17 protein-coding genes are annotated in these 18,178 nt (G+C 41.0%); 3 read left to right on the forward strand and 14 right to left on the reverse strand.

Annotation, left to right across the window (positions count from 1 at the left end; all coding sequences use genetic code 11):
• Nucleotides 1-4: 4 nt before the first annotated feature.
• The 12 genes from ACQK2H_RS12955 to ACQK2H_RS13010 all read right to left on the reverse strand — a co-directional run bounded on the left by ACQK2H_RS12955 (nt 5) and on the right by ACQK2H_RS13010 (nt 11,024).
• Nucleotides 5-433: a putative toxin-antitoxin system toxin component, PIN family gene (locus ACQK2H_RS12955; RefSeq protein WP_425391868.1), complete on the reverse strand. Its 429-nt coding sequence runs from the start codon at nt 431-433 to the stop codon at nt 5-7.
• Nucleotides 414-641, reverse strand: a complete 228-nt coding sequence (locus tag ACQK2H_RS12960) for a hypothetical protein (RefSeq protein ID WP_425391869.1) — start codon at nt 639-641, stop codon at nt 414-416. Before ACQK2H_RS12960 ends, ACQK2H_RS12955 begins: the two co-directional genes overlap by 20 nt.
• Nucleotides 642-690: 49 nt before the next feature.
• Complete coding sequence (locus tag ACQK2H_RS12965; RefSeq protein ID WP_425391870.1) at nt 691-2,571, reverse strand: NADH-quinone oxidoreductase subunit L; 1,881 nt, start codon at nt 2,569-2,571, stop codon at nt 691-693.
• A complete protein-coding gene (gene nuoK / locus ACQK2H_RS12970; protein WP_425391871.1) occupies nt 2,568-2,879 on the reverse strand; it encodes an NADH-quinone oxidoreductase subunit NuoK in 312 nt (103 codons plus the stop codon). The genes ACQK2H_RS12965 and nuoK overlap by 4 nt, the downstream gene beginning before the upstream one ends.
• Nucleotides 2,872-3,363 carry an NADH-quinone oxidoreductase subunit J family protein gene (locus tag ACQK2H_RS12975; protein WP_425391872.1) on the reverse strand — a complete coding sequence of 164 codons (492 nt, stop codon included), beginning with the start codon at nt 3,361-3,363 and terminating at the stop codon, nt 2,872-2,874. The genes nuoK and ACQK2H_RS12975 overlap by 8 nt, the downstream gene beginning before the upstream one ends.
• Nucleotides 3,363-4,013, reverse strand: coding sequence for a 4Fe-4S dicluster domain-containing protein (locus tag ACQK2H_RS12980; protein WP_425391873.1), 651 nt, complete (start codon nt 4,011-4,013; stop codon nt 3,363-3,365). Before ACQK2H_RS12980 ends, ACQK2H_RS12975 begins: the two co-directional genes overlap by 1 nt.
• 2 nt (nt 4,014-4,015) lie before the next feature.
• Nucleotides 4,016-4,993 carry an NADH-quinone oxidoreductase subunit NuoH gene (nuoH, locus tag ACQK2H_RS12985; RefSeq protein WP_425391874.1) on the reverse strand — a complete coding sequence of 326 codons (978 nt, stop codon included), beginning with the start codon at nt 4,991-4,993 and terminating at the stop codon, nt 4,016-4,018.
• Between the two features lie 19 nt (nt 4,994-5,012).
• Nucleotides 5,013-7,781, reverse strand: coding sequence for a T9SS type A sorting domain-containing protein (locus tag ACQK2H_RS12990; RefSeq protein ID WP_425391875.1), 2,769 nt, complete (start codon nt 7,779-7,781; stop codon nt 5,013-5,015).
• On the reverse strand, nt 7,766-8,257 hold the full coding sequence (locus tag ACQK2H_RS12995; RefSeq protein ID WP_425391876.1) for a hypothetical protein: 492 nt from the start codon (nt 8,255-8,257) through the stop codon (nt 7,766-7,768). Before ACQK2H_RS12995 ends, ACQK2H_RS12990 begins: the two co-directional genes overlap by 16 nt.
• A gap of 9 nt (nt 8,258-8,266) precedes the next feature.
• On the reverse strand, nt 8,267-9,091 hold the full coding sequence (murI, locus tag ACQK2H_RS13000; RefSeq protein ID WP_425391877.1) for a glutamate racemase: 825 nt from the start codon (nt 9,089-9,091) through the stop codon (nt 8,267-8,269).
• A gap of 74 nt (nt 9,092-9,165) precedes the next feature.
• Nucleotides 9,166-9,519 carry a four helix bundle protein gene (locus ACQK2H_RS13005; protein WP_425391878.1) on the reverse strand — a complete coding sequence of 118 codons (354 nt, stop codon included), beginning with the start codon at nt 9,517-9,519 and terminating at the stop codon, nt 9,166-9,168.
• 131 nt (nt 9,520-9,650) lie between these two features.
• Nucleotides 9,651-11,024, reverse strand: a complete 1,374-nt coding sequence (locus ACQK2H_RS13010) for a cystathionine beta-synthase (RefSeq protein WP_425391879.1) — start codon at nt 11,022-11,024, stop codon at nt 9,651-9,653.
• A gap of 183 nt (nt 11,025-11,207) precedes the next feature.
• Here ACQK2H_RS13010 and ACQK2H_RS13015 point away from each other — a divergent pair, with 183 nt between their 5' ends.
• Both ACQK2H_RS13015 and ACQK2H_RS13020 read left to right on the forward strand, forming a co-directional pair.
• Complete coding sequence (locus tag ACQK2H_RS13015; protein WP_425391880.1) at nt 11,208-12,389, forward strand: hypothetical protein; 1,182 nt, start codon at nt 11,208-11,210, stop codon at nt 12,387-12,389.
• A gap of 44 nt (nt 12,390-12,433) precedes the next feature.
• Entirely contained in the window at nt 12,434-13,789 is a 1,356-nt protein-coding gene (locus ACQK2H_RS13020; protein ID WP_425391881.1) for a M24 family metallopeptidase, read from the forward strand.
• 605 nt (nt 13,790-14,394) lie between these two features.
• Here the strand turns inward: ACQK2H_RS13020 and ACQK2H_RS13025 are convergent.
• Nucleotides 14,395-14,802, reverse strand: a complete 408-nt coding sequence (locus ACQK2H_RS13025) for a DUF1761 domain-containing protein (protein WP_425391882.1) — start codon at nt 14,800-14,802, stop codon at nt 14,395-14,397.
• Nucleotides 14,803-15,090: 288 nt separating this feature from the next.
• Nucleotides 15,091-15,804 (reverse strand): CPBP family intramembrane glutamic endopeptidase, encoded by a 714-nt coding sequence (locus ACQK2H_RS13030; protein WP_425391883.1) that lies wholly within the window; start codon nt 15,802-15,804, stop codon nt 15,091-15,093.
• An 82-nt stretch (nt 15,805-15,886) separates the two neighbouring features.
• Between ACQK2H_RS13030 and ACQK2H_RS13035 the strand changes: the two genes are divergently transcribed.
• Nucleotides 15,887-18,154 carry an ATP-dependent helicase gene (locus ACQK2H_RS13035; protein ID WP_425391884.1) on the forward strand — a complete coding sequence of 756 codons (2,268 nt, stop codon included), beginning with the start codon at nt 15,887-15,889 and terminating at the stop codon, nt 18,152-18,154.
• Nucleotides 18,155-18,178 lie beyond the last annotated feature (24 nt).

Consider the following 18,178-nt stretch of genomic DNA (forward strand, 5'->3'; position numbering starts at 1 on the left):
GTGATTAATCATCGTGATTCGGTCGATAGTTTTGCCAATATTCAGTAGGACTCAAAATTATCGTTTCTTCAATTCTATCAAATGTAAAATCCGATGAATTACCTGTAATCAGATATTGGGCCCTGGATTCAATAGCAAGCTCCAATAATCGATTATCATTGTCATCATGAATAATTTTTAAATTCTTTTTAGGAGTTATTTTATTAGACAACTCATAAATCCTAAATAGCACAATTTCAGCATTAACCACAAACTCCGGATATTTTGAGAATTTAGGCCTTGAGAGAACTTCCATGTATTCTTTAAAGAGTTCATCAGAAAGCTGCACTTCCACGACATTTTTTAAGATCAAGTCGTTAATAATCTTAAAAGGATAGCCTTTAGAAATCAAAGAAGAAACGATAACGTTGGTGTCAACGATTATTTTTTGCATCTCTTATAGCCTTGACTTCATCATTGATTTCTTTCATAGTCATTCCTGATAAATCCGATGTTGAGGCTATTTTTTGACACTTTTGCATCGCTTCCCTTGCAAGAGTATTTCTAACCTTTTCAACAAAATTTTTGAAAGAAATATTATCAGAATCAAATTGATACTTTTCAAAATCCTTGTCTGATAAATCCAGGGTTATTGTTTTCATAGTCCTATTTAAATCATTTTATAAGTTACTATAATTTGGGTTTATAAGTTCAAATGAGAAGTATCCAGCTTAAAATTAATAGAAGCCCAATCAGCAACCATGCTAATTGAGTTTGAGTATCTCGTGAGCTAAGTCCCGCCATCCTTTTTCCCATGAAACCGGAAAAATATGCAATGCCATTGACAGGCCCATCTACCAAAAAGCGATCCATTAACGCAATCGTTTTGGAAAACACGACTGTTCCAACACCCAGAAAATGGATGAATCCATCAATAAGCTTGCGATCCAATTGATTCAAAACGTTTGCTGCACTGCTTAAAAGAATGCCCATTTGTTCATAGCCTCGCGAAAGGTAAAATCCATTTAATGCGACAGGAAATTTATTTCCTTGATTGGAATAATTGGTAGTATAAGGTGAATTTGGTTTGAATAAACCATACGATAGAAACAAGCCCAAACTCACCAGTAGTACAGATAGAAATGTAACAATCAGGCTGTTAGAGTCATTGATTTCATCGCTATTAAAAAGGGTATTTAGCCAGCTTTTATGAGCCAGCGGATTCCAATTGTAGCATATCCATAGCGAACCAATGGCCAGAACAGTCAACGGCATTATAACCACCATTTTCTCCCCTGAATGAACGCTTAACTTCAACCTGTTTTCCCCTAAGAATACCAGAAGTACCATCCTGCCAACATAAAGTGCCGTAAGAAAAGCAGTAATTAACGCAATATCAGGAATGATATATGCCCATGTTCCCAACTGATCCGCCCAGCTCCAGGCGGATAAAACGATGGCTTCTTTTGACATAAACCCACTGAAAAATGGCAGTCCTGCAAGAGCCAAGGCACAAACAATGAATGACAAAAATGTCCATGGCAACTCCTTCCTCAACCCACCCATATTGCGCATGTCTTGCCCATTTTTTTCCGTTGCTGTATGCATGAAATGAATGATGGAACCAGCCCCAAGGAATAAGCCCGCCTTAAAAAAGGCATGCGTGAATAAATGAAAGATTGAAGCACTTGCTCCTCCTACTCCTATTCCCAATACCATGTATCCAAGCTGAGAGATGGTAGAATAGGCAAGTACCTTTTTAATATCATGTTGAAATAAAGCAGATACTCCTCCATAAAGAGCTGTAATCGCTCCAATAAATGCGATTAATACTAAAACGTCCGGATGCAGAAACGGAGCAACCCTGTATAGTAAGTACACTCCGGCAGCCACCATGGTTGCAGCGTGGATTAAAGCTGATACAGGTGTCGGGCCAACCATTGCTTTGGTTAACCATCCCGAAAAAGGAAGTTGAGCTGACTTACCAAATGCACCTACTGCGATCAGTATTGAAGGTAGAAATGCTAATGAAGCACTCATTTGTGAGATATCAATTACACCATTTGCATTGACAATAAGTATTCCTGCTAACAATGCGACATCCGCTATTCTATTAACCATAAAAGCTAACCGAGCAGATGCCGGGATACCTTTTTTGTGATACCAAAAACCGATTAACAGATAGGATGCCAATCCAACCAATTCCCAAAAAACGAATAATAGAATTAAATGATCTGCTATGAGTAACCCAACCATTGAAAAGGTGAAAAAACCAAGTTTGGCAAAGTACCTATGCTTTCCGGCATCACCTTCCATGTATGCGATTGAAAATACATGCACCAGAAGGGAAATAAAAAGAACAAGGCTGATCAAAATAGATGAAATCCTATCAATTAGTATAGAGACAGAATATCCCGGAAGCCACTCAAAAGTCCAGGTAATTTCATCAAGCCCGACGATTAGGTATAAGGAAGCAAGGAATGAGATTCCAATACCTGCTATTGAATAAGTCTTGTTACTCGATGCATATGCCAATACACCTCCAATTAAAGGAAGGGTTAAGGTCAATATGGTAACTACGCCACCGTTCACGTGTTGCCTAGTTTAGTAAGCTCATCCAAATTGGAAGCTTTCGATTTTCTGTAAATATTCAAGAGAATGGCGAGTGCAATAGATACTTCACATACGGTCAATACCACCGCAAATACTGCTACCACCTGACCTCTTAGATCAGGATCAAATTGGGAAAATGAAGCAAGGACGAGATTTGCAGCATTCAGCATAAGCTCCACTCCTATTAACACAAAAATGGCACTGCGTTTAGTGAGCACCACATAAATTCCCGCAGAAAACAGAAAAGCAGACAAGTAGAGGTAATATGTTAAGACCTGCTCACTCATTTGCTGCGTTTTTTGCAAGGTAGGTCGCTCCCACCAGGGCAACTAATAAAATAAATGCGATTAGCTCAAAAGCGACTATGTGATCCGTCAGAAATGAAACACCGATGGTCTTAATCTGATTGCTACTTTCTGTATCGTTAAGCTTGAATGATGCGTCATTTATTAAAAATGACAACCCGATAAATACGCCTAATGAAATAATGCTTCCGATCAATTGATTCTTAGATCCGGATAATACTTTTTCACCCCTTAACCGATTGGTCATCATTACACCGAATGCCAGCAAAATGACAACACCACCAGCATATAACATGATTTGGACTACCGCTAACAATTCAGACATCAACACGACATAGATGCCTGCGATACCGATTAAAGCCAAACAAAGGGCATAAGCTGCATGTACTATGTTTTTGGAGAGAAGGATGATTGCAACACCTCCTAGCACCAAAATTCCTAGAAAAATCTGAATTGCAGCAATCATTATTTCTTTTTGGGGATACGTGGTTTAAAAACAGGCTTGGCAGTAGGCTTTTTCATCACATCCACTTCCTTATTCTGAGTAGGTAATTCTGGTTTGGCTTTTGTTTTCTGCGCCTGATAATCTTCAAATTCCTTCTTCTTTTCCTCGATCTCTTTATCTGTCATTTTGCTGAAAGAAAAATTATGATCCAGTATGTCTGTGGTACTAAAGTCGAATTCCTTAGTCATAGTGAGGCATTCTGTAGGACAAACCACCGTACATAAACCGCAGAAACAGCACTTGGCCATATCAATGTCAAACTTAGCAGCATGTATCCGCAGAGGGGTACCGTCAGATGTCTTACCGAATACCTCGGGTGAACGAACGGGCTCAATATCTATGCAATCTACCGGACAGATTTTAGCGCACTTATCACACACGATGCAGTCATCTATTTCATTATGTAGCTGATACCTGCCATTATCTGGTACCGGAATTTCTTCATGAGGGTATTGCACAGTGAATGTGCCATTAGCCTTTTCAAAGTAGTTTTCTTCTCCTACCCACTCCTTTTTTCTCTTGAATCGGGCCTGAAAGAAATAACGAATGGAAAGCAACATACCTTTCCATGTAGTCTTCACTCCTGTCGCTATATTTCCAAAGTAACTCACTATCAGCTAATTATCCATAATTTCCACAATGCACAAACAAATAACATCAGAATAGCTATTGGGGTTAGGTATTTCCATGAAAGGCTCATCAACTGATCTACTCTTAGTCGGGGAAATGTCCACCGAACCCAAATCTGAACAAAGATCAATAGCAATGATTTTAACATCAACCAAAACGTACCCCAAATAGGTCCGTCTAACATGCCCGGAAGTGGAGAGTTCCAGCCACCAAAGAATAAGACAACCCCCAAAATAGCCAGCAATAGCATCATACCATACTCTGAGAGCATAAACATCCCCCACCGGAAGCCTGAATACTCTGTATGATATCCACCTATTAGCTCTGACTCTGACTCAGGTAAATCAAAAGGTGTTCGGTTGGATTCTGCAAGTCCTGAAATAAAAAAGATGATAAAAGGGATGATCAAAATCGGATAATAAATGATGTTCCAACTCAAGATTCCATTACCGAATTGCAGCCTACTGATTATTTGAAGATCCAATGTCCCTGTAAGAATAATCACACATAATACGCTTAACCCAAGTGGCACTTCGTAAGAAACAATCTGAGCCACAGATCGCATGGCTCCATAAAGGCTATACTTATTATTAGAAGCCCATCCTGCCATTAGAATTCCAAGGACGTCCAAAGAAACGATTGCTAACAAAAAGAATACACCACTGGTAATGGTAGAACCTGCAAGTTGAGCATTTAATGGTAATACCGCATATCCTGTAAATACAGCTGCAAAGACAATAAATGGAGCTATAAGAAAAGGAATGACATCAATTGCACTGGCTCGTATGTCTTCTTTTTGTAGCATCTTCAGTAAATCAGCAATGGTTTGAAGAATACCCTTTGGACCTACCTCCATAGGTCCCAGTCGGTTTTGAATAAATGCAGCAGTTTTTCGCTCGGCATACACCGCGAATACTACAAAAATCAAAAGGAAGCCGAGATAGAATGCGAATGAAATCACACTCGAATTTACCTGCTCTTTATTGTTTCACGAAACGCTTAACAACGTTTTGCTCAGAAGATTTAAGATGCAAAAGATAAATACCTGATTTTAAATCGCTTACATCCAAGTTGTCGGAGTATTCTTTCTCAATTATAACCCTTCCGGCCAAATCAGTGACTACAATTTGTTGCGGAGAAATGGCGGATTGACTGCTTTTGAATGAGATCGAAAGCTCAGACGCTACAGGATTCGGAAACACAGAAACATTGTTTTCATATCTATCGAGACCAAGAACAATGTAGGGTTCTGACAATGTAGCGCATGAGCCGTTGGATACCTCAACCGTGTAAGCACCATTATCAAGGTTGTCAATACTGGATGATGTTTCATCCGGTATCATTGTGCCATCCAGGTACCATTGTGCAGATTGACCTTCAATCAATGTAATACTTAAGACACCCCCACTTTCAGTAATTACAGGTAATTCAGGATATTCATTTTCAGAAAGCACTTGCACTGCCTGAGTGATGGGGTCATTCATGAAATTCTTTAAACTAACCATGTATGTTCCAGGTAAAAGATCCGGGTATTCACTTTGGTCACTATACTCTGAGTCATTGAAACTGTATTCATAAGGTGCTGTTCCTGAAGCTACAATAGAAACCGCTCCATCAGCCACATCCGGACATGAAGTATTGATCACATTTACACTTTGAATGGAAACCTCCTGCACTTCAAAAGTATCTGACATGGTACCGCAATCGCCATTTGAAACTTCCGCTGCATATGTTCCAGTTTCAGGATTTGAATAAATGGCAGATGTGGTACTCTCATCTATTTCTCCATTGACATACCATGTTACCGTTTGGTCGCCTTCTATCTGAACGATCAATTCGTCATTTCCGGTTTCAATTACCGGTTTTTCCGGATAATCATTCTCAAATGAAACGTCAACCGTTCTGGTTATCTCAGTTTGATTGATATCTCTGATTCCTATTTCGTATTGACCCACTTCAAGGTTTTCAAACTCATTGATCTCAGAGTATGCATTTCCATCCATGCTGTATTCAAATGGACCATTACCTGAGGCTGTTATCACAATTGAACCATCACTTGCATCAGGACATGATGTATTTTGTACTTCAAGACTTGACACTGAAATCGCTGAGGCTGCAGTTACTGAATAATTATCTACATAAAGTGCATTTCCCCATCCATTTACACCTTTAAAAGCTACCTCTACAACGTCAAATCCTTCAGGAATATCAAATGAAACTATTTCTTGTTTCCAATCTGACGCTTCTGGAACGAACTGACTTGTAGTAAAATCAGGTGTCGTTTGAAGATCAGTACCCTCTTTGTAATACACTGAATTCCAGGTGCTTTCACACGATCCCTTATAAACAATGGCTAATCCATCATAATAAGTATTACTATAGGGAGAGTATGCATAATCAAACATAAGCTCAAAGGACTTTTCGCTTGAAGTATTCAGGGTTGCGAAAACCAGGTAATCTTCTTGTGATTGATCCTGATAATTGAAAAAGTCGATGAACATTGACTTGCTACCCTCACTACTTACATTCGTGCTTTGCTGCCATGTTATACCATTATCGGCATTAACAATTTTTTCCTGTATTTCGCTTTCTTCAAAAGAACCTGTTGCTTCAGTAACTGTTGAGCTTAACTCTTCATCCACCTGAATAGCGTTAGATATTGACTTGGTTTCAGTTTCACCTCCGGAAGTAATTGTTAATTCCACACTAAATGTTCCACTGGAGTTATATACAACAACAGGGTTTTCTTCTGTAGAAGTAGCCGGATCTCCTCCTTCAAAAACCCAAGCATAAGCGTCAGCATTAATTGATTTATTAGTAAAACTTACTTCATCACCACTGCATACAGCACTTAAATCGTAATTAAAGTCCGCGACATAATTAGACTGACGCAGGTAATTTCTATTGTTTGTATACGCTTCATTCATCCGACTGTACTGCCCATCAGTAAATACGTCCCGACATTGCTTAAGAGAATAAGACATGATATTTGCAGGGTCTGGAGTAAACGCATCCCCATTAGCATCTGTCTCGGTACCGGTGTATTGACAAGAAGAGTTGACATTGCCCGTGAGCTTTGGGTCAGCAGCTGTATCGCATAATTGATCTCCTGCTGTATCACAGTTTGCCCCGGTTCCTCTGGTAACTAATTCATCGGTTAATGTGGAGTTAGAAGTACCATGCGTATGGTATAAAGCAAAGAAATGCCCCACTTCATGCGGAAGTGTTGAACCATTTACTGAACATCCATTATCCATTAAAATCACATCCGGACCACCCGGGAAATAGGCATACCCACAGAAATAAGCTCCATCTCCATCACTTACGCTATTGGCAAAATAGATATTAATGGTGTTTTCAAAGTTGTTCGCAGCTGTCATTTCGCCCTGATCAGCCTGCACAAAATCAAAGTATTTAGTATTGTCAATGTAGTTGATGGTGAGAATGAAAAACGACAACCCGGCATTACTGTAAAAAGTGTTTAGATTATCGATTGCATCATTCAGCTCAGTTTCTGTTAGCCCGCCGGTACCGTCATCTTTTCGAATGACATGCGCTGCTATTGCAAGTGAGGTGGTCGATGAAATTCTTCCTGCATCAAAAGAGAACTGTCCATTTTTGCCCAGGTCCTTAAATCGTTCCAATTGTTCAGCAGTAGGCTCTGGTGTACCACAACTCAATTGCTGTGCTTTAATAGTAAAGCACACTGCTAATGAAAGGACTAAAAATGTTATTATCCTGGTAACCATCCTACGTTTGTTTTTTCAATTCTTAAATAATCAATTGTCATCTCGGTGAATTGGACATCTTTGAGAATAATTGTGACGCTGTATGGTTGCCCGTTTTTCGCTTTTTCAATGTCTTCCTGACTCAGCAATATTTCTACTAGTCCGGAAGTAGCTACTTCATCTGATACTTTATCAGGCATTTCAGCTGGCATCACATCATTGCAAAGCGTACTGCTTATAGGGCCATTATATTTTTTCCTTCTTACTTCCAGCACTTTAGCTTTCCCTATTCCAAACACCTGACTTTCAGTGAAATCTACCTCTGAGGCACTAAAAGAAACAGAAACGTATTCATCGTTATCATCCGTCAACTTGTATGCAATAAAATTTCCACAACTCACTTGATTACCATTAAATGGGTGGAAAGTATTGGTGGATTTATTAACAGCACATGAAGCTAAGAAAATAAGAATGCTAGTTGCCCAAAGTGTCCTCATAATCGTAATTTAATTTAATTCATCCCAAATTGATAGGAGTTCCAAGTCTACTTCCTTGTTGAAGAAGATTTTGGTGGTTTTTTCGAAGGATTCAGTAAAATCCGAGACTAAGAATCGCTCTATCGGGCTCTTTTCTTTATTGATTAACTGATTGTACTCCAGAAATGATTTTAGCGTAAGCGCCACTGTTTCAGCCGAATCAATTATTTCGACTTCTTTGTTCAGGCTTGCATAGTGAGTTCGAATTTGTTCTTTAATGATTGGATAATGGGTGCACCCAAGAATCAGGGACTTAATGCTTTCCAGCGTAGGATCGTTAAGGTATTTACCAATGATATTTCTGCTAATATCATCATCATAGATTCCCTCCTCGATCATCGGCACGAGTAAGGGAGTGGCTAGTGATTTGAACTGAATATTTTGCTTTAGCTCTGCGATTTTCCGGGCGTACACTCCTGCAGAAACGGTTTGCTTAGTCCCTATCAACCCGACATTTTCATCCTGATAGTGTTCCCGAATGAAATCTACAGTAGGATTGATCACATCAAATACCTTCGCTTTTTTACCGACATATTCTGTAACCAAATCATAAGCTGCAGAAGAAGCTGAATTACAAGCAATCAGAATCACCTTACATTTTTGCTTTAAGAGCAATTCTGCAATTCTAACAGAGTATGCCTGAATGGCAGCTGTAGATTTATCTCCATAAGGAAGGTGCGCTGTATCCCCAAAATAGATGATGGATTCATTGGGCAACACATCCTTCACGGCTTTTGCCACAGTCAGCCCCCCTATTCCACTATCAAAGATTCCGATTGGTTGGTTTGATTTCATACGTTGTTAACCTCCAAGTTTCAAATAATAAACCACAAACAAATTCCAATAATCAATATGCAAAGAACCAAACCTTAACTTGATTTACTAATTATGGCAGATAATATCTTTTTCAACTCAGTTGCTTCAACAAAGTGTGTTTTAATCTCATTAGAAAACTCCTGGTCATTTGTCTCAAGAATCAATCGTAACCAGTACGCACTTTCCTTTGCTTCTTTACGAGCAATTTTTACTCTAAAAAGAAAGTCCTTCTTACTTAAGGCCTCATTCGCCTCAATATAGTTGGATCCAATTGAGCCCGATGATCGAATTATCTGCTTAACATCTTCAATATTCGCTGTGGTTTTTGGTAATTTCTTCGCTAATAACCGAATTGACTTAGCAAATTGAAATGTTCGCTCTTCTAAATCGTAAACCTTATCAGACATTGAAATTTGGAATTTATTTGAAATTTGACTCTTTGACTTTTGGGATTTGCAGTCAAAAAAACCCCTCAGTAAATCAAACCAAGGGGTTGCAAGTAAAGAGTTAACATTTAAATTGTGCTAGACAAATTTAATCAATTCGTCATGGCTACCAAAAGATCACTTTGAGTGATGATGTGAACCTTATTGGACTCGTCTCTGATCATCAAAGCCTTCTTTTCTTTGCTCAGCATGGAAGACATCACATCAATTGGCTCGAGTGATGAAATGAACTGGAATGGCGCTTCCATTATTTCAGAGACAGGCTTGTCTTTCAGATCCGGATTTTCCACCAGACTTCTCAACAACAAGCTGTCTGATACGCTACCTACAAAGTCATTGCCTTTAACCACAGGTGCCTGATCGATTCCCTTTTGATTCATCAACTTGATCGCCTCTCCTACTTTCGTGGAGTGATCAATTGTTACCAAATCTGAAGACCCATTCTTGTTCATGATGATATCTTTTGCAGTAGCAAACTTCCGATCCTCAAGGAACCCATGGTCTTTCATCCAGTCGTCATTATAGACCTTGCCCAGGTATCTGGTCCCATGATCGGGAAGAATGATCACCATCACATCATCCTCTTTAAGATTTTCTTTGGCGTACTCCAACGCACCGTGAACAGCAGACCCACATGACCACCCAACGAAAAGTCCCTCCTCTCTTGCCAGCCTTCTGGTCATGATGGCTGCATCCTTATCCGTTACTTTCACGATGTGATCAACCATGTCAAAATCCACATTTTTAGGGAGGATGTCTTCACCTATTCCCTCTGTTAAGTATGGGTAAATCTCTTTCTCATCGAACTCACCTGTTTCCTTGTATTTCTTGAATACAGAACCGTAAGAATCAAGACCGACTGTAACTACATTTGGGTTTTGCTCTTTCAGGTATTTTGATGTACCACTGATCGTTCCTCCTGTACCCATACCAGCAGCATAGTGCGTGATTTTACCGTCGGTATCTTTCCATATTTCCGGACCGGTAGTTTCATAATGCGAAAGCGCGTTTGCCGGGTGATCGTATTGATTAGGGTAAAAAGAATTTGGAATATCTTTTTCCAGTTGCTTAGCAACCGAATAATACGATTTCGGATCATCCGGTGAAACATTGGTTGGGCAAACGACTACTTCAGCACCCATTGCACGTAGAACGTCCATTTTTTCTTTACTCTGCTTATCGGCAAGGGTAAAAATGCACTTATAACCTTTTGAGATTGCGACCAATGCCAATCCCATTCCGGTATTCCCTGAAGTACCTTCGATAATAGTTCCTCCGGGTTTTAGAATTCCTTTTTCTTCTGCGTCCTCAATCATCTTAAGCGCAATGCGATCTTTAATTGAGTTTCCGGGATTGAAATATTCGACCTTAACTAAAATCGTGCCTTTGATGCCTTTGTTGACACTATTTAGTTTTAGAAGTGGGGTATTTCCTATTCCTTCCGTTAAGTTATTTAAGTACTTCATTATTGGGTTTTTGAAACGAGCGGCAAAGGTAGATAAAAAAGCAGTTTCATCGGACTAAATCAGCATTGCATCGATAAACTGTATTTGGCTGTCAATTAAAAATCCATTAGCATATTCAGGCACGTATGTTGTGTTGTAATCAAGCGTGTAAAAGCTAAATTCGCCGAATTTTAAAAGATGAGAATGCAAATAAAGAGCAGAATTAAATATTTGTTAGTTGCTAAATTTTTAATCATAGCATCAGTTTCCCTGGCACAAGAAACTTCATTGAATAATTACACAGGTGCTTGGGGAAATAATAGCTCATGGTCCGGTGGTTGGACAGATGGGTCTCCTGCTTTTTTAAACCTGCCTGAGACCAATGCGGACATCACCATTTTTGGGAATATTAGCGTGGGTTCCACTTCAACACCCCAGAACCTTACTTTCTCAGCCAATAAAGAAGCATACGACTTTACCGTCAACGACACACTCATTGTCCATGGTGATGTCACTTTCGCCAATAAGGCTATGAATCTCAATATGGGTAATGGAGCCGTATTTATAATTCTGGGTAATCTCGAGATGAGCAATAAAATCAATATCGCTAGTGGCGGAACATTAGTGGTCAGTGGTAACTTCAATAAAAACGGATCACAAGGCACTTACACCGGTGATGGAAATGTTTATGCCGGTTCCTACAGTGGCAATGCACAATCCACCATTGATGATGGTACTGGAGAAGACAGCTCTTTTACCATTGACAACCTATCTGATGATGGCTTTGAAGACATTGAAGAATTTGTCAGTGATGACGGAGCAACACCTTTACCGGTTCAACTTCTATACTTTAATGCCAGTGCTGAAAACCACGTAGATCTAAACTGGGCTACTGCAACAGAAACCAACAACGACTATTTCTCTATTGAGCGATCTGAGGATGGTATCAACTTCAATGAAATTGGGAGAGTGCCCGGAATGGAGAATTCTAACAAAAAGGTGATATATAATTTCAAGGATAAATCTCCTTCTGCATCAGTTTTATATTATCGACTCAAGCAAGTGGACTTTGATGGGCAATATGAGTATTTTAACATACTCAGAGTATCAGGTGTAGTAGAACCATTACATATTCAATTAACTGCATTTCCTACCGTGGTTAACAAAGGCAGGCTAACATTAAAAACCAATAAACCAGTTGTCATTAAAGACCTCCAGTTGATTAGCATTTCAGGAAGCAAGAAGTATAAGCCTTCACTTGAAAATTCTGAGGCAATATCCACACAAATTGAATTGGATGTTTCAGCATATGCAAAAGGATATTATTTACTTAAAGTAATTACCGCTGAAGGGATAGAGTTCTCATCCCGAATAATAATAGATTAAATCTGAAAATTGAATCATTATCTTTAGTGCTTAAAGACTAAAGTATGAGGAAGATTTTCATTCTATTATTATTAATTACCACTACCCTTTCTGCACAAAATCCTTACTTTCCAAAAGTACTCTCCATGCGCGAGCGTGCAGAGGTCATTGATCAATGGTTGGAAGAACGGGTTCAGACCGTGCTTCCGGATGTGATGAGACGATCCGGAATAGATATGTGGATCATCATTGCAAGAGAATATAACGAAGACCCGGTCATCAAAACGATGTTGCCAGCTACCTGGCAGTCAGCCAGAAGAACCACCATGCTGATCGCATATGATCCAGGTGAGGGCAAAGCACTAGAAACATTCGGTATGTCCAGGTACAACACTGGAGACCTTTTCAAAACAGTATGGAACAAGGAAGAACAGCCCGATCAGTGGAAGGCATTGGCCGATATGATCATCGAAAAAGACCCGAAGAAGATTGGCATCAACAAGTCGGAGACATTTGCACTTGCAGATGGTATCTCCTCTACGCATTATGATATGCTGATGAATGTGCTTCCTAAGAAGTATCAGGATCGAGTGGTTGGAGCCGAAAATGTAGCCATTGGATGGCTGGAAACACGAACTGCCAGCGAAATGATGGTGTATCAGAATATCGTGCGAATGGCGCATCAGATCATTGCCGCAGGATTTTCAGAAAAAGTGATCCAACCAGGGGTAACCACTACCGATGATGTGGTGTGGTGGTATCGGGATCGCATCCGTGAACTTGGGTTCACTGCATGGTTTCATCCGTCGGTATCTATTCAGCGAGCTGACCCTGAATCGTTTGATCACCTGAGATCATTCTCCGAGCGACCTGAACAGCAGGTCATATACCCGGGCGATCTGCTTCATGTAGATTTCGGAATCACCTACCTCAGACTCAATACCGATACGCAACAACACGCCTATGTACTGAAACCCGATGAAAAAGAAGCACCGGAGTATCTTAAAGAAGCCTTCAAAAAGGGCAACCGGGTTCAAGATATCCTGACTTCTAACTTCAAAACAGGCAGAAGCGGGAACGAGATTTTGAAAGCCACATTGGATCAATGCAAAGCTGAGGGATTGAAAGGTGTGATTTATACTCACCCAATTGGATTCCACGGACATGCAGCCGGGCCAACCATTGGGCTTTGGGATCAGCAAGGGGGTGTTCCCGGCAAAGGAGATTACCCATTATATCCAAACACTGCACATTCCATTGAATTAAATGCAGGTGTCTATCTGGAAGAGTGGGGTAAAGAAATCCGGATCATGCTGGAAGAAGATGCCTTTTTTGACGGTGAAAATGTGAGATATATAGATGGAAGGGCAACTGAGATTATGACTATCCCGAGAATTTTAGAGCCTAACTCTAGATATTAAGAGTCGGGCTTTGAGGGGATTATAGGGGTGACCCCATCGCCACCCTTTTATTCCCTAAAGGAATCCAACAACACCACTAGAAGCACATGAGACTATCTGATTCTATTCCCCCTTTAGGGGGTTAAGGGGTGACCCCATCGCCACCCTTTTATTCCCTAAAGGGATCCAATAACACCACTAGAAGCACATGAGACTATCTGATTCTATTCCCCCCTTTAGGAGGTTAAGGGGTGACCACATCGCCACCCTTTTATTCCCTAAAGGGATCCAACAACACCATTAGAAGCACATGAGACTATCTAATTCTATTTCCCCTTTAGGGGGTTAGGGAGTGACCCCATCGCCACCCTTTTATTCCCTAAAGGGATCCAACAACACCACTAGAAGCACATGAGACTATATAATTCTATTCCCCCTTTAGGGGGTTAGGAGGTGACCCCTCGCCACCCTTTTATTCCCTAAAGGGATCCAATAACACCACTAGAAGCACATGAGACTATATAATTCTATTCCCCCTTTAGGGGGTTAGGAGGTGACCCCATCGCCACCCTTTTATTCCCTAAAGGGATCCAGTGCTCTCTGCCATTTATTGCAAATATGCAAAATCACATAACCGTCAAGATCACTCCCATAAGTATGAGCAACACAACGAAGTAAAAGCTATTAATGAACCACAACTTGAGTGATGTACGTGAGAACAGTGCATTGACACCCATAGATAAAGCAATAAAGAAGAAGCCAATATGGAAACCATAGGCCGCCCCCTGCCCTACAGATGGATCGGTATCGCCATGTCCTAAAAAGAGTGCTAGCTGCAGTGCAATGATGAACTCGAGCACGAAGGCAGTTCCATAAATTTTCGCCATGTTCGCTTCCTTTAGTTCTTCTTCGGTAAATCCCATTTCAGCCATCCAGGCCTTCCCGAAAAGAGGTCCGTACCAGATACCACCTACCACAAATGCAGAGACCGTAGCTACCAGCACGGCCAACCAATTAATTGATGAAAAATCCATAATAGTGTGTAGTTAAGTTAGTTTGTTGAAAAACAAGATAGGAAGAAACTACCATTATAGAGATGATTTCTTTGTGAAGAAATTGATGGCCTATTAGGAAAAACTTAATCTGAAGTTTGATCAAAAAGGCCTCACTAATTAACCTTGCAATAACATTTATTTAATGTTGATTAATTTTATCCATTGCAAAAGTTAAAACACCACACGTCCCTCACAGAAGTGAAAAAGCCATTCTTTCGAGCCAACAATCTCATCCTCATTTTGGAGGTGGTCCTTTTTCTTGCTTTTCTAGGCTTTATCGTCCTTAACAGCTTTTTCCACTTTGTTGGTTGAAGGGTTGCATTTCAGGTAGAGAAAAACAATCACCGGCAACCCTAGCCATTGTAGTATGAACAGCGCCAGAGACACCATTCCTTCTAAAGGCTCTCCCCCCACTCCTATCAGTAATTGATCTCCGGTGTTTCCTTGAGAGAATACAATCATGCTTATTGCATTCCACCCCAGATGAAGAGCAATAGGTGATAATATCGACCCGGTTTTGGCAAAAGCATAAGCAAACATCAGGCCCCATGTACCAGTGAGAAGGAATACAAAAATCATTTGTTGTGGATTGCCAATGATCCCATAAGAAAACCAATGATACATGCCGAATACAACCGCAGATATCCAGCATGATTTGTTCATTCCAATTCTTGAAATCAAAAGGTAGAGCACCGCTCCACGAAAGATGAATTCCTCAAAAAGCACAGATTTTAAAGCATACCACAAACTATTGATGAAAGTTGAGAAACCGTAATGCTCATTCATTTCCCAGTGAGCTCCAGATATAAGTGCCACTGAATGATAGTAAAGCGCACACATAATAGCTGATGCAGCCAATCCTAAAACGAATAGTCTAAGTTGATTTTTTGTAGGGACTAACCCTAAAACCTTTAAATCCTGCTTTGCTAAATACCGGAGGATTACCCACGAAAGGGCCAACTCCACAACAATTCCGATCATAGCTGTGCAAGATGTTAAAAATCCACTCCATGTTCATTCCCATTTCAAAAAAAATCTACCCTAAATGAAATAGATTTGCCGCATGGCAGAAGCGAAGGCAGATTACCTGGAACAACTCAATCCCCCCCAACGAGAAGGCGTAGTAAATGTAGAAGGTCCATGCATGATCATTGCAGGTGCTGGTTCCGGAAAAACACGTGTTCTCACGTATAGAATTGCGCACCTGATAAAGGCGCACAATGTGGATTCGTTCAATATCATGGCGCTTACTTTTACCAACAAAGCAGCCCGTGAAATGCAAAAACGGATTGAGGAAATGGTGGGTGCTGAAGCCAAAAACCTGTGGATGGGTACGTTTCACTCAGTTTTTGCTAGAATCCTCAGAGCTGAAGCCGGCAAAATCGGCTACCCCAGCAACTTCACCATCTATGATACGGATGATTCTAAATCACTCATCAAACTGATTGTCAAAGAGTTTAACCTGGATGACAAAGTTTACAAACCGAACATTGTATATAGCCGGATATCCGGAGCTAAAAACCGACTGGTTTCGTGGAGAGAGTACCTCAACAATCCGATCTACCTGGAAGATGATACCCAGAACATGCGGCCGGAAATGGGACGTATTTATAAGACCTACTGTGAGCGTTGCTTTGCTGCCGATGCGATGGACTTTGATGACCTACTCTTCAACACGAACATCCTGTTTCAGGAGCATCCGGATGTGCTGAATAAATACCAACAGCGCTTTCATTATGTGATGATCGATGAGTTTCAGGATACGAACATCTCCCAGTACCTGATTGCGAAGCGATTAGCTGCGGTGCGGCAAAATATTTGTGTGGTAGGTGACGATGCACAAAGTATCTACGCGTTCCGAGGTGCCGACATCCAGAACATCCTGAATTTCGAGCGGGATTATCCGGATTTGAAAATGATCCGACTGGAACAGAACTACCGCTCCACCAAAACGATCGTCAATGCAGCCAACTCCGTCATTGGAAAAAACACCGCCCAGCTAAAAAAGAACGTCTGGACAGACAACCAGGAAGGGGATCTGATCGAGCTGATCAAAGCGACTTCCGATAACGAAGAAGGCAAACTGGTGGCCTCCGCTATTTTCGAAACGAAGATGCAAAACCACTGCTCCGAAAAGGAGTTTGCTGTCTTATATCGTACAAACAGTCAATCACGGGCGATTGAGGAAGCGCTGCGTAGAAATAACATCAAGTACCGCATTGTGGGTGGGCTGTCGTTCTACCAACGAAAAGAAATCAAAGACCTCCTCGCCTATTTTAGGTACACCGTCAATCCGAATGACGAAACAGCCATGCGTCGGATCATCAACCTTCCGAAAAGAGGCATTGGGCCGGGTACCATTGACAAAATGGTGGTAGCTGCCAATGAGGAAGGCAAAGAGCTGTGGGAAATCATGGAAAAAGCCACCTCCTACGTTGGAAACCGCGGCGGAACGCAGGTAGAGAACTTCGTGGCATTGATCAAGTCTTTCCGCCTGACCAATGAAAAGAAGGATGCCTATGATACGGCTTCTCAGATAGCTAAAACCTCCGGCTTGCTGAAAGAGCTCTATGAGGACAAGACCATCGAGGGGATGAACCGCTATGAAAACACGCAGGAGCTCCTCAATGCAATCAAAGAATTTACCGACGACCCAGACAGGGAAGACAAAAGCCTGGGTGCTTTTCTTCAGGATGTAGCTCTTCTGACTGATGAGGATAGAAACAAGAAGAACGATGAAGCGGTGACACTGATGACCATTCACATGGCCAAAGGATTGGAGTTTCCTTATGTGTTTATTGTAGGTCTGGAAGAGGAATTGTTCCCCTCTCAAATGATGCTAAGTAGCCGTGCGGACTTAGAGGAAGAACGCAGACTCTTTTATGTGGCCATCACCCGGGCAGAGAAGAAGCTCTACCTGACCTATGCGCTGAACAGGTATCGATATGGTCGACTTAAAAACTGTGAGCCGAGTCGCTTTTTAGAGGAAGTAGATCCGGAATTCATTAAAGTAAACCGGAAGTTCTCGTCCAAAGATCCTGTGTCGCCGGGCATCAATTACGTAACCAAGAACTTTGTTTCCAACATTAAAAAAGAGAACACCACAAAGAGATTTGCAGCGAAAGTGAATCACAAACCTAGTGCAGACTTTGAGCCGAGCGATACATCCAATCTGGCGGAGGGTAATAAAGTGGAGCATCCAAAGTTTGGGTTTGGTGTGGTCACCAATATTGACGAGCAAGGCGCCAACAAAAAAGCTAAGGTAGATTTTGAAAAAGCCGGTGAAAAAACCCTCCTGCTTAGCTTTGCGAAACTCCGCATCCTGGATTAAAGTTTAGAACAATCATTCGATCTA

The sequence above is a fragment of the Ekhidna sp. genome, from assembly GCF_965228795.1.
Taxonomy (GTDB): domain Bacteria; phylum Bacteroidota; class Bacteroidia; order Cytophagales; family Cyclobacteriaceae; genus Ekhidna.